Source organism: Segatella oris (assembly GCF_900637655.1).
Classification (GTDB): Bacteria; Bacteroidota; Bacteroidia; order Bacteroidales; family Bacteroidaceae; genus Prevotella; species Prevotella oris.
The window spans coordinates 1,039,188-1,053,286 of sequence record NZ_LR134384.1 but is presented as its reverse complement, the minus strand read 5'-3'; the positions used below and the strand labels follow the sequence as shown (position 1 = coordinate 1,053,286).

The following is a 14,099-nucleotide window of genomic DNA, read 5'->3' as shown; positions in this document are numbered from 1 at the left end:
TCGAATACCGGGCTTCCGAGCATCGATTAAGGTTGCTTACCGATATAAGCCAAGATGCCACCATCAACATAAAGGATGTGTCCATTGACGAAATCACTGGCATCAGAAGCAAGGAATACGGCCGGCCCCATAAGGTCTTCCGGAGTACCCCAACGTGCAGCTGGAGTCTTGCTGATGATGAAACGGTCGAAAGGATGACGGCTGCCGTCAGCCTGAAGCTCACGAAGAGGAGCGGTTTGCGGTGTTGCAATGTAGCCCGGGCCAATGCCGTTACACTGGATGTTGTGCTCACCAAATTCTGAACAGATGTTGCGTGTCAGCATCTTCAGACCGCCCTTGGCAGCTGCGTAGGCACTGACGGTCTCGCGACCTAATTCACTCATCATTGAACAGATATTGATAATCTTACCATGTCCTTTTCGTTTCATGCCCGGAATTACGGCTTTTGACACGATGAAAGGTGCGTTGAGGTCAATGTCAATCACCTGGCGGAAGTCTTCAACGCTCATCTCTTCCATTGGAATACGCTTGATGATACCGGCATTGTTGACGAGAATGTCAATCGTGCCAAGCTCTTTTTCGACCTTTTCAACAAGTTCTTTCACCTGTGTTTCGTCGGTCACGTCGGCAATATATCCGCGTGCATCAATGCCTTTAGCCTTGTAGTCGGCCAATGCCTGCTGCAGATGATGTTCGCTTCGGCAGTTGAATGCCACCTTAGCTCCAGCTTTGGCATAAGCCTCTGCGATAGCAAATCCGATACCATAGGCAGCACCTGTAACTAATGCTACTTTCCCTTCTAAGGAGAATCTCTGAGAAAATGTGTCCATGTTTTAGTCTTGTTTCGAGTTATTATAGTAGAGTTTACAAATTTACGAATATTTTTCAGAACAGGCAAATCGGTCGAAGTAAAAAAGCTTAAAAGCTGCTTTTACTGAATACTTCTTTCAAGACGGATTGGACTCTGCCTTAGAAACTCATTCCTTTTGCCACAAGGTGAGAAACAACATGTTATCCCCTTTTTCATGTCATCATGCAAACGGTTTTGTAAAGTGACTTATATTACCGTGCAAAGTGCCTTGAATTGGGATGTAATTAGCGTCAGGTTACCTCGTATTTTGCATCAAATTACAGCATAATCTGACTTGAATTACACGGCATGAATTTAGAGGTGATGAATAAAGGCCTTTTCTCATTCTTTCTTTTCTCTTTGATAGTATTTTGCATTCTTTCAAATCAAGAGGGGAATCTTTACTGAATTTTTAGCTTTGCGGGTGCCATGCCCTTGTCTGTAGTATTTCAAGGGAGCAAGTAAGGCTGTTGGTTTTGATTGTAGAATAGATATAAACGAAGGTCTATATAGATTTTCTATATTGTAGAAAACTGAAAGAAGCATGATATTTCTTTCAGTTCTTTACACTCAGAAATTGATTGTTTTCACCTCTCTTTGACCTCCATAGCATGTTTCTTTCCAAGGAATGACCTTAGTTGTTGCTTTATGTGATTTTCCAAATACTTTTCAGAGCCAATTGGAGCAGGCAGGGTGCCTTTCTCCGAAAGAGAAGAGAGCTGTTTTTATGATGCATTTAGTGAATTTCCTGTGAGCTGATTATATAGCTTGCAGTGCATGGCAGTCAAAGAAAATGGCCAAGGTTAGAGACAAATGCGTCTGAGAACCTTGGCCACCAAAAACGATTAACCTAAATCTTATTTCACGATGAATTTCTTACCGTTACAGATGTAGATGCCACGCTTGAGCGGACGTTTCACTTCCATACCTTGCAGGTTGTAGATCTTGCCGTTCTCAATGCTATTGTTTTTAACAGTATTGATGCCATCGATGATTTCCTGCGAAACGTGCTTGCCAAAATAGGTGAGGCGGAAGTTGTCGAACACGGCCCAATCGCTGTCCACCTGCTTGTCTTTGGTTACACCGATGGTAAGTTCGCCTTCAGGGCCTACCTTTATGATGCGGGTGTAGACTTTATAAAGTCCGCTTTCGAAATATTCGGCAGCATCCATCACATTGTCGGGTTGTTCGCCGGCAGCGCCTTTCCAACCTATACCCGGGCATTGGTTTATGCCCGCTGCAATTGAGGGAAGTGCTACCTCGTTGCCTTTACCTTTATATTCAATATAGAGCATGGCATGGCGTGCGGGAGTTGTTCCGTTGGAAACCTTTTGTTGTAGGTCTTCACGACTGCCGTCGCGGTAATAGCCTGTCATGTTCACCTGGTAATAGCCTTCAGGCAGGTTGCTTACAACTTGGTTGACCTCGAACATCTGCTGGTAATATGCCTCACAGACAGGGTTGGTGCGTCTGCCTCGGTCGATGACGCCAAGATTGGCATCCTTGAAGTCGCTCCTGTTGTCGGTAATCCAGCCTTCGAGCATTGCAGGGCGGTTGAAACCGGGGCTCGCAAGGAGATGAGTGGCGTCGACAGGACGTGTTTCGGTTGCCGTTGCAAGCAGCGCGTCACGTTCGGCCTTGGTAACAAGCTTCCATTCGGCGTTGGCATTCTTGGCGACAGCAGCTTCAACGGAAACGGTATTCCAGAATTCCTTATCCATCATTTCATCGGCATCGGTGTTAGATTGCGGTGCAAAGGCTAATCCCTGAGCATGGTTGTCGCCTTTGACGATGTTATAAACATTCTTTTTGCCGGCAACGGGAATGAATGCCCAAACGTCTTTTCCCGGGATGTCAGTGTAGCCGTTATACCCCAAGTAGTTGCCATCTTTACCGCCAAAACGGTTGATGGTGAAGCCATCTCCTTCGGCTGTAACGGTGAAGAGCACTCCCGGAACATCTACGGCAGCGTGCGTATTCCAGTCGGAACCGCCCATAAGGAACTTTTGTGAAGCAATATTATAGAAATAGAATTCACCTGCACCGGCAGCAGCACCCTTGTAGATGTCGGGCAGCTTGTCGGCAGCAGCAATCTTGCGGGCAACGCGCAGGTTCACAAGAGCCAGCTTCATGTCGGTGTCGGCAGTAGCGGTCTTAGCTACGTTTTCAGCTTCTGCAATGGCAGTGCTGAATTGTGTGTCATTGTTTTTGTTGGCAGTCTTGCAGATTTCCACAGTCTTTGCCAGGGCTTCATAGTTTTCAGCGCAGGCGGCAACGGCATCATAAGCTTTCTGCAGCGCAGAGGTAGCAGTGTTGATTGCCACAGGGTCGGTAGAGGTGAGCGCCTTGTCTGCTGCTTGAATAGCATCGGTGTATTGCTTATTCAATGCAGGGGCGACAGCACCCTTAAACGCCTTGGTCGTGGCGATTATGGCTTTAAGTCCTTTCAGCGCTTCTTCTGCAGTCTGAAGCACTTTCGAACCGAGATATTTCAGTGAGAAATCGGAAATAACACACCAGTCGTCAACGACGCCGGCCTCTTTTCTTACGCCAAATTTCAGTGTGCCGTCTGTAACCGTTACCGTTATTTCGGCATTTTGGTAATTGCCTTTCCACAGTGCATAGTTAGCTTCATGAGGTGTGTTGGGCACGTAAAGTCCGCTGCCTTGCCCGCCCTCTCGTTCAGCTTGGAAACTAAATCCTTCTTCCGGAGCTGTTTTTGCACCGGCATAAAGAGACATGATGGGGGCCGAGGTGCCGTTGGCATAGTAAGTGGCACGAAGCTGTTCGGTGCCATTGGCAAACTTATCTGCACCGTAACCATACATCGTATAATCGCGCGTTTCGCTTGAACCGTCACGATAATATCCGCGTACGCTGAACTTATAGGTGCCATTGGGCAACCCATTTATGGTTTGATGATAGTCGAAGGTTTGTGTGTTCCAAAACTCTTGAATAGTATTTGCTTTTACAATGTTCCATCCGCCTTGATAAGTAGAATGCTCGGTGTTGGGTGCAGCTGTAAAATCCAGCTTGTAAGTAGTGTTCTTCGTTGCGAGGTCGGGTGCATCAATAAGCCATGTAACATCTACGGGGTGTTCAACAGAGGCTTTAGCTTTTGCGTCGGCAATACGCTCTTCTCGAGTAACGAGTTGCCAGACACTGTTCTTATCTTTATCAGTAGTGAGAAGGTTGTTGTCTGCCCCTAATACCATGGCATCGCATTCTAACCAATACCCATGTATGGATTGGAAATTATCTGCAGGGGAGATGTCCCATGCACCTACATTCTCGGCGGGCATGTCCCAGTAAAGCAGGCCTGCATCACCAATCTTATTCGACACACCGTTACCGCCACGGAAAGTAGAACGCAGCTTAAATGTTTTCGCCCCCGTTTTCTCTAATGTTATGGGAAGGCCTCGTGTGCCTACATTTACAGCCGTAGCCCATCCGTCTTTCACGGTGTTGTTGTTTTGAAGCCATAAGCCAGTGGCAACATTGTAGAGGTAAAATTCGCCTCCATTGCCGACAGCATGTCCTGGCCAAGGTGAGGTCTGGGCATTGAGCAGAGTTGCGCTCAACAATCCTATACCTAAGGTTAGTACTTGTTTTTTCATAAGCTATTTTTTAGTTAAATGATTATGCGATGTTCGTTAAGGTTTCAGGCATATATCAAAAGAAACATGGCTCTGCACGGTTTTGAATGCTTGCACCATTTATTTATAGTTGTACTACAAAGATAAACTTTATTTTGAGTACTGATGTGTAAAATCCATTCAAGAGTATAGCAAAAAAGAACCAACGCGGCATATTGGCCCGATTTTGTTATTTTTTGGAATGATAATCGCATCATAGTCTAAAAGGGGCGAGTAATTTTGTAGCGTAATCAGAAAATGTTGTTTAAATCAATACCATAGTATTTTATTCAAGATGAAAAAGCTATTACTCTGTTTGGTTGGTATGGCAAGTATGTTGGCAGCAGAAGCACAGGAGGGTTCGTTTTTCGAGCCCTATCGGCGTACAAACCTTCGTCTGCCATCTGTTCCTCTAATAGTAAATGATCCCTATTTCTCCATATGGTCGCCATATAATAACCTATACGACGGCACTACATGCCATTGGACGGGGCAAAGGAAAAGCATTAGTGGCTTGTTGCGAGTTGATGGAGTGGTCTATCGGTTTATGGGAAAAGAGGGGGATAGACTGCTAAAACCAGTAGCGCCAATGGCTGACATAGGTGCATGGACAGCAAAAGTCAGTTATGTAAAGCCTGCTACAAATTGGATACAACGTGACTTTGACGATAGTAAGTGGCAGACGCAACGAGCTGCATTTGGTAGTCCCCAAGAGTATCCTAACATACGTACATCCTGGACAGGTCTTAATTCGGATATCTACATACGTCGCCATGTGACACTGACGAAAGAAGATTTAGCTCGTGACTTGTGGCTGATTTATTCCCATGACGATAAGTGCGAGGTGTACATAAATGGAATTTTGGCAGTCCAAACGGGAGAAACATGGTTGCAAAATGAGGAATTGATATTACCGTCAAATGTAAAAGAGAGTTTGCATGTTGGTGATAATGTTATCGCATACCACGTGCATAACACTACCGGTGGAGCCAATGCCGATATCGGTCTGTTTGCCAATGTGAAGGAAAACCATAAAGACATACGTAATGCAGTACAAACCAGCTGTGACGTTATGGCAACGAACACTTATTATTCATTTCGTTGTGGAGGTATAGACTTACGTTTGGTTTTCACCGCTCCTATGTTTCTCGACGACCTGAATTTGCTTTCTACTCCCATTAACTACGTCTCTTATCAGGTTTGCTCTAATGATAAGCGAAAACATGATGTGCAGATATTCTTCGGAACGACACCAGAATTAGCGGTGATAAAGAACACCCAACCCACGATTTCGCGCATACAAAATGTGAACAATATTGACTATGTGCGCACAGGAAGCGTAGAGCAGAACGTGTTGGGCAAGACAGGTGATTTACTTTGCATTGATTGGGGCTACTTGATGATACCCAATGTGAATGGAAATATAACTATGGCCGACCAAAATGCTGTGGAAAGGCAATTTGTTGACAAGGGGGCGTTGGCCCAACGTGATGCACAGCGTATTAAGAGTAATAACGAAAGCGAGATGCCCATGCTGGGGTACTTGCACAACTTTGGGTTAACGGATTGCGATTCAAGCTACATGATGATAGGTTATGATGAGATACAAGATGTGCAATTTCTTGGAACGCGCTACAAAGCCTATTGGTCGAAAGATGGACAGCAGCTTACTGATGCCTTCGAGAACTTCCGCAATAATTATAAGTCGTACATGCAACGTGCGCGCCGATGGGACAAGATAATCTACGACGATGCTTTAGCAGCAGGAAATAAGAAGTATGCCGAGACCTTGGCAGCCTCTTATCGTCAGACTTTGGCTGCCCATAAGCTGTTTATGGATAAAGATGGCGATCTGATGTACTTCTCGAAAGAGAACAGCTCGGGTGGATTTATCAATACAGTAGACGTGACCTATCCTGCTGCACCGCTATTCTTTACCTATAATATACAGTTAGAAAAAGGTGCTTTAGAAGGTATATTCAAGTATTGCGCTGACAGTTCGCGCTGGGGATTTCATTTCCCGGCACATGATCTGGGTTTCTATCCCATTGCTGACAAACAGACTTATGCCTCCTGTTTTCCTGGTGGAAATGGAGATTTCGGTAAAAATATGCCTGTAGAAGAAGCGGGGAATATGGTTATTCTCACAGCAATGACCTGCCTAAGAGAGGGAAAAGCTGATTTTGCCAAAAAGTATTGGGACTTGCTTACCATGTGGACAAACTATTTGGTAGCTAATGGACAAGATCCCGCTAATCAACTCTGTACTGATGATTTTGCGGGGCATTTAGCACACAACGTAAACCTTTCTGTAAAGGCTATTATGGGAATTGCCGGATATGCATTGATGGCACAAATGCAAGGAGAAGATACTACATACCGTACTTATATGGATAAGGCGCGTCAAATGGCTGCTACATTAGAACGAACAGCTAACGATGGCGACCATTACCGATTAGCTTACGACCGCAGCGGCACGTGGAGCATGAAATATAATATGGTGTGGGACAAACTGTGGGGACTGAACCTTTTCTCCAAACAAATGAAACAGAAGGAGTATAACTATTATCTTACAAAGGCAGAACCATACGGTATTCCATTGGATAATCGTGAAAGATATACGAAATCAGATTGGGAGATGTGGACTGCATGTTTGGCCGATACTCAAGAAGGATTCACACGAATGTCAGACTTTGTGTGGGAATTCGCTGACAAGACTAAGAATAGAGTGCCATTTAGTGATTGGTATTGGGTGAACAGTGGCGATTATCAGATATTCCAAGGCCGCTCTGTACTTGGCGGACATTGGATGAAAGTGCTGATGGACAACTTCTTGAAGAATAAGAAGTTTTCAACAAGTATAGAGAATCCTCATCAACTCTCCTGTATTCCCAAGAAAGAGATAGGTCGATATGATGTAGACGGGCGACGGCTTTCTGCTCCGACGCGGGGAATAAACGTTGTCCGATACAAAGACAAGACTGTGAAGAAGGTGATAGTAAAGTAAATTCTGGAGTTTTATCACCGTGACAAATAGCTGATAAACTCATGAAGATTTCAATGTCGCTAAATATTTATTCCTCTTATTTATGATAAAAAGAATATTCCTGGTTGCTTGTATGCAGATATTGACTATAGTTGTTTATGGCCAATATACTAATCCCGTCTTAAATAAAAACATGCCCGATCCAAGCGTTGTACGCGCACCCGATGGCCAGTTTTATGTTTATGCTACAGAGGGCGGTGGGCAGTGTGTGCCCATTTACAAGTCACGCAACCTCGCTACGCGATGGCGATTTGCGGGTTCAGCCTTCAACAGCTCGACTCGTCCCTCCTTTATAAAGGGTGGAAACATCTGGGCACCCGATATCAATTACATCAATGGACAATTTGTTCTTTACTATTCTATGGCTGAATGGGGAAAGGAGTGGAACTGTGGTATTGGTGTAGCTACATCTTCTTCGCCTCGTGGAGGATTTGTAGATAGAGGAAAACTCTTTACCAGTTCTGAGATTGGTGTGCAAAACAGCATTGACCCCTGTTTCTTTCAAGACGATGATGGAAAGAAATACCTCTTTTGGGGGAGCTTTCGTGGCGTGTGGGGAATAGAGCTGTCTGATGATGGGTTGTCTTTAAAGCCGGGGGCAGAGAAGTTCCAGATTGGCCCGAACCATAATTGGATGCACCATGGCACAGAAGCCACGATGATGGTGAAGCGTAATGGCTACTATTATTTTATGGGTTCGTTGGGTAATTGCTGCGAAGGAGCCAATAGCACCTACCGAGTTGTGGTGTCGCGAAGTAAAGAATTGCGCGGCCCATACGTCAACAAGCGTGGTAAGAAGATAATGGATGTAGGCGGCTCGTATGAAAGTGTGCTGTCGGGTAATGAACTTGTAGCTGGTCCTGGGCATTGTTCGCAACTGATTATCGACGATAATGGCGATTATTGGATGCTGTATCATGGGTTCGATAAGTCTGATATAGACGCTGGCAGAAAGCTTTTCATGGACAAAGTGTTGTGGGATAACGAAGGCTGGCCCTATATAGAGGGCAAACATCCGTCGAAGGGAGGGGCAGTTCCTTTCTTTAAAGACGAGACCTCTAATGGTATTGCTGATGTTGATGCCACGCCGGATGCCTACACCGTTGTCTGTGGTGGCGACAATTATTATCAGATTTCAACCCCCGATAACTCCGCCTTCACATGGGAACTCTATGCCATAAGCGGCGAAAAGATAAAAGCAGGCAGGGCCATACACACGCAAGATCTATGGTTGACGGATGTACCCGTGGGTATATATGTGGTAAAGGTAAGAGGAAATAGTGGTAGCATTAAACAGAAAATTGTAAAAGTTAAATAGGCCTTGCTCTGTGTTGAGACATGTATCTTATGCCCGACATGCGGCCTATTGTGCTATACTTTATATAGGCTAAGAATATAACTAAAAACCAATAATAGTATTTATTAAAACCAAGAACAATGAAAAGAGAACTTCTTTTTTTAAAGCATGGTTATCTGAATGTGGCATTCTTGATGTTGTTCGGCTGTTGCTCTGTTGCGTGCAGCAATGAAGATGACAATCCCACTCCAGAGCCACCAAAACCCGTAGAAGTGTATCAAGACCTGAAAGTTTTCCAGCTAAACACATGGTTTGGAGCAACACAAGTGAATAATGCTTATAATGGCTTGGTAGATGTTATCAACCAAGTCAACCCTGATATTGTGTTGTTGTGCGAGTTGCGTAACGATCTTTTGTTGAAGAAAATTCCTGACGGCGACGGCGAGTACACACATCGTCTGTGCCAATCGTTAAAAACAAAGTACCAGAAAGATTACTATGGTAAGAATCATGGCACGTTTGTCGGTGTGTTGTCGAAGTATGAAATAAAGAGCTTCAAGGTACTTCCCGCACCCACTGATAACTATATGATAAAAGTAACGGTGGAAGTTCGCGGGCAAGAGATGACTTTCTATTCTGTGCATCTTGACTACAAACACTATGCTTGCTACCTGCCAAGAGGTTATAACAGTGGGCCGGACTGGTCGAAACTTCCCAATCCTATTACCGACAGTAAGCGTATAATGAAGGACAACCGGCTGAGCACGCGCGACGAGGCAATGGAAATGTTTCTTGATGATGCTCGAAGCGAGATGGATCGGGGACGTATTGTTGTCTTAGGAGGTGACTTTAATGAGCCTTCTGATCTTGATTGGCAGGCCAACACAAAGGATATGTACAGCCATAATGGGGTGATAGCCGACTGGGATTGCTCCGTGATGTTGAGAAAGGCAGACTTTGTAGACACTTATCGTGAAAAATTTCCAAATCCTGTTACACATCCGGGCTTTACTTTCCCTGCTGATAATAAGAATGCCAGCATAAGCCAATTATCTTTCTGCCCTGAATACGATGAGCGCGACCGTATCGACTTTGTATATTATAATAAGTTGCAACCCGTTGAACTGTTGAAAGCTGAACTCGTCGGGCCATCTGGCTCTATTTATTTTGGCAAGCGTGGAGCCAACGATTCGAAAGATACCTTTATTGAGCCAAAGGGAACTTGGCCTACGGATCATAAGGGAAATCTTACTACATTTAAAGTTCGGGTGAAGAAATAAACGTAGTATAAGATAAAGTATAAAGTTAACTTTAAGATAAAACCATAATATGAAAAGGAATAAACTCATAATGAAGCGTTGGATATATGCATTCTTCATCGTCACCTTATGTGGTAATATGGTGGCTTGTAGCGATAAAGATGAGGATAATACTGCACGTTATAATCCTAATGTGCCTGTAACCATCAGCCGTTACACGCCAACTGGGGGTACCGATAGCCAGGAAATGGTTATCTATGGTTCAAATTTCGGAATTGATCCTAAACAGGTAAGTGTAACGATTGATGGCAAGGAGGCCAAGCTGAACTACGTAAAGTCTGACAGTCTCAGCTGTATCGTACCTTATTGGAGAGAGTCTGGACTATTTGAAGTAGAGGTGAAGGTTGCGAAACAGTCTGCCAAGGCCACTAAAAAGTTTGCGTATGCCAGTCCGCTGACAGTGCAGACACTGATTGGCTACCGTATAAGCAATGACAATCCGGGTTGGAAAGACGGCACGTTTGGTACGGGCAAGGACGACGGTTCGGCTACTTTCGGTAAGCAGGCTGCCTTTATGAAGTTTGATCCACAGAACCATGATCATTTGTATGTTGCTTACGAAGACTTCGATTATAGTGGTTACGGCGTGCAACTTATTGACTTGAAAGCTAAGACTGTCACTACTGTGATGCACGGTAGTAAGTGTTTTGAAGGTAAGCGCTTACGTGCAATAGACTTTACGGCAAAGGGCGACATGGTGATTGCTACTGACCGTGACGACAGCGGAGACCGTTCTACCAGTGTATGGATTGTTAAGCGCAACGCCGATGGAAGCTTCACCGATGATTCGAAATGTGAGGTGCTGGCCGCTTACAAGCAATGCAACACTGTAGCCGTGCACCCTGTCAATGGTGAACTATATTTCAACAGCTACGGCAACAATGCGATTTATCGTCTTGATGTGACCAAATATTATGCCAATGCATCGGGAACAACTCCGTGGGTTCCCTATCTCACGGGCAATAATTATGAGCAAATGCTTACGCTTGGTGCCAGTCGTTGGAACTTTAACATTACCATACATCCTACCGGCAAGTATGCTTATGTGATAGCACTGAACCAAAATTGCATCTATCGCATGGATTACGATGAGGCCACCAAACGTTTCAAGCAGCCTTACCTTGTTTCCGGACAGCAGGGTGTGAAAGGATGGGCCGACGGCAAGGGAGACGGTACATTGATGAACTTCCCCTATCAAGGCATATTCGTGAAAAATCCAGACTATGTGGCACAAGGAAAGGAAGACGTTTACGATTTCTACTTCTGTGATTATGACAACTATTGCGTGCGTTATCTTACACCCGAAGGTCGTGTCCGCACCTTTGCGGGACGTGGAGCAACATCGGCCATGGGAGATAATAACACCTGGGGGCCTGAAGATGGCGACCTGAGAGAGACTGCGCGCTTCGGGAGTCCTACGGGTATTGCCTACGATGAGCGTACCGAGACATTCTACATTTTCGATACTTACTATAAAACTGTGAGAACGATAAGCCGTTGAACATACATCTTTAACCATGCATGGTGTCGTCAAGGCCTTTGGGTTGCGTTGCCAAAAGGCTGGCGACATCACGCAGGTTGCCTGTTTGACGTCTGTTGTGTAGGGCGACAGTATCGTCTGAGGATAAATGATGTCAAGTATTATTTCCCCGGTCAGGGATAACCAAAAGGAACTATCCCGGGCAAAGATTTGTTCCGGACAGAGGTAACCCCTATCAGTCTGCAAGGCAATTTGACTGAGATTACCGTGTGAAATGACTGAGATTTCGATGCAAAATGACTGAGATTACGCTCTGTTTTGACTCAAATCACGCCGTGAAATGACTCAAATTGAGAGGTGATTTAATATAGATGACAAAGCCATATAATGGACCTTATTTTATTTATCTTATCCCGAACAGGGGATTATTGACGATATTCACAGTATAAAATAACAAAGTTAACAATGAAACGAATAAAAGTCATTCTGCTGGGATGGGCATTCATAGCGTATGTATGCCCATTGCAAGCACAGGACTTAGCAATATCACTCAGCTTAAAAACGCCGGGTAATCCGTCTGAAACGAGCCTATTGAAACAACAAGGCCAAAGTTGGAAGGACAGCGGACCGTTGAACGTGGTGTCTTCAATGACGAAAGACGGTGACGACGAATTGCTGACGGTAACTCTCTCTGCACGTGAAAAGGTGTTTTTCCACATCGATCTCAGTCTCAACACAGAACTGTCATCTAAGGAATCTGAGTTTTATATGCCTGGCTTTTGGTATCATCGCAATATGCGCTCACCCCAAGAAGCACCTTCTTTTAGAACCAGCAAACATTGGAATTTTAGAGAAGACCGCATGTCTACGCCATTAACCAGCGCTTTCAATCCTCGCAGTGAGAAAGGCATATCTGTATTGCGCGTGTTGGATGCGTCTCGTGATGTACAAGTGCAGCTGACCACGGGTGAGGTAATCCTTCCTGGACGCACAACCGTAGGCTATGCCGGATTTGACGGTGATGGCAGTACGGTAGCCTTAAAGTTTGGCTATCCTTACAAGGAAACTCCCAAGCGGTATATCCGCAAGCTGACACTCTCAGATGCCATAACGACTTTTGCTGAATTAGACAAGGGAGAGCAGCAGGTTCTGTGCTGGCGCATACACCGCTATAAGGCCAAGGATTTTGGAAACTTCGTTACGCAAGTGTGGCAATACAGCTACGACCACATGCGGCCTCAGCCTTTGAAAAGTTCCTATACAGGTGCAGAGGTGAAAGCTGCCCTTAGCGATTACTTCCGGTATTCGTTTGTAGACAGTTATCCGATAAAATTCAATTCCGGGCTCTCGCTTCGTGTTAATGACTGTATGCCTGCAGCAGAGATGCAGATAGGTTTTTGCGGGCGTGTACTGCTCAATGCTTTCAATGAGATAGAATATGGTATCGAAACAAAAGACAAGGAATTAGTTAGTATGGGGCAAGCCATCTTTGACAGTTTCCTAAGCAACGGATTTGGAAATAGTGGATATCTGCATGATTTTGTAAACTTCCGTGATGGCTTCCCTCGAGAGAGCATCCATTCCATTCGTCAGCAAAGCGAAGCTGTTTATGCTGTGCTTCATTATCTGAAATATGAAAAGCGCCATGGTCGTCGTCATGTAGAGTGGGAGCAACGTATACGTGCCCTCCTTGACAATTTCGTAGGTTTAATAAAAGACGATGGGCACTTTGCCCGCAAGTTTAAATCTGATGGAACGGATGTCGATGCATCGGGAGGCAGTACCCCTTCGGCAACTTCTGCATTGGTGATGGGGTGGAAATATTTCGGTAACAAGAATTATCTGCAAGCTGCTCGCCGAACAGTAAGCTATGTAGAGAAGAACATCATTTCGCAGAGCGATTATTTTTCGTCTACGCTTGATGCCAATTGTGAAGATAAAGAGGCTGCTATAGCCGCCGTGACAGCCACCTATTATATGGCTATGGTTACGAAGGGAGAGGAGCGAAAACATTATATCGACCTATGTAAGCAAGCAGCTTACTTTGCCCTTTCATGGTATTATACGTGGGATGTGCCATTCGCTCCCGGACAGTTGACGGGTGATTTGGGATTGAAAACACGCGGGTGGGGCAACGTTTCGGTAGAAAACAACCATATAGATGTATTTGTTTTCGAACTACCCCACATCCTTAGTTGGTTGGCTCAGCAGACAGGTGAGCAGCGGTTTAAAGGAATGTATGATGTAATTACGTCTTCACTCAGTCAGTTGTTACCTGTTTCAGATAACCTTTGTGGTGTGGGCAAACGTGGCTTCTATCCTGAAGTGGTACAGCATACCACGTGGGATTACGGGCATAATGGCAAGGGATTTTATAACGACATCTTTGCTCCAGGATGGACAATCGCCTCCCTTTGGGAACTGTATTCGCCCAATCGTACGACGGATTTCTTGAAATAACATGACTGTTTT

Annotated in this window: 7 protein-coding genes; 5 read left to right on the top strand and 2 right to left on the bottom strand. The window is 44.9% G+C overall.

Annotated features, from left to right (window positions below):
• Window positions 1–26: 26 nt before the first annotated feature.
• Together EL210_RS04285 and EL210_RS04280 are read right to left on the bottom strand one after the other, a co-directional pair.
• The gene (locus tag EL210_RS04285) at window positions 27–830 is read right to left on the bottom strand and encodes a gluconate 5-dehydrogenase (protein ID WP_018920224.1); all 804 of its coding nucleotides are present in this window, start codon (window positions 828–830) and stop codon (window positions 27–29) included.
• Window positions 831–1,707: 877 nt separating this feature from the next.
• Window positions 1,708–4,467, bottom strand: a complete 2,760-nt coding sequence (locus EL210_RS04280) for a hypothetical protein (RefSeq protein ID WP_018920225.1) — start codon at window positions 4,465–4,467, stop codon at window positions 1,708–1,710.
• 313 nt (window positions 4,468–4,780) lie between these two features.
• Here EL210_RS04280 and EL210_RS04275 point away from each other — a divergent pair, with 313 nt between their 5' ends.
• The 5 genes from EL210_RS04275 (at window position 4,781) to EL210_RS04255 (ending at window position 14,087) form a co-directional block, all read left to right on the top strand.
• Entirely contained in the window at window positions 4,781–7,492 is a 2,712-nt protein-coding gene (locus EL210_RS04275; RefSeq protein ID WP_025879532.1) for a glutaminase family protein, read from the top strand.
• An 82-nt stretch (window positions 7,493–7,574) separates the two neighbouring features.
• Window positions 7,575–8,849, top strand: a complete 1,275-nt coding sequence (locus EL210_RS04270) for a family 43 glycosylhydrolase (protein ID WP_026285935.1) — start codon at window positions 7,575–7,577, stop codon at window positions 8,847–8,849.
• Window positions 8,850–8,968: 119 nt separating this feature from the next.
• Entirely contained in the window at window positions 8,969–10,108 is a 1,140-nt protein-coding gene (locus tag EL210_RS04265; RefSeq protein ID WP_018920228.1) for an endonuclease/exonuclease/phosphatase family protein, read from the top strand.
• A gap of 49 nt (window positions 10,109–10,157) precedes the next feature.
• Window positions 10,158–11,648: an IPT/TIG domain-containing protein gene (locus EL210_RS04260; RefSeq protein ID WP_018920229.1), complete on the top strand. Its 1,491-nt coding sequence runs from the start codon at window positions 10,158–10,160 to the stop codon at window positions 11,646–11,648.
• A gap of 444 nt (window positions 11,649–12,092) precedes the next feature.
• Entirely contained in the window at window positions 12,093–14,087 is a 1,995-nt protein-coding gene (locus EL210_RS04255; RefSeq protein WP_018920230.1) for a hypothetical protein, read from the top strand.
• Window positions 14,088–14,099 lie beyond the last annotated feature (12 nt).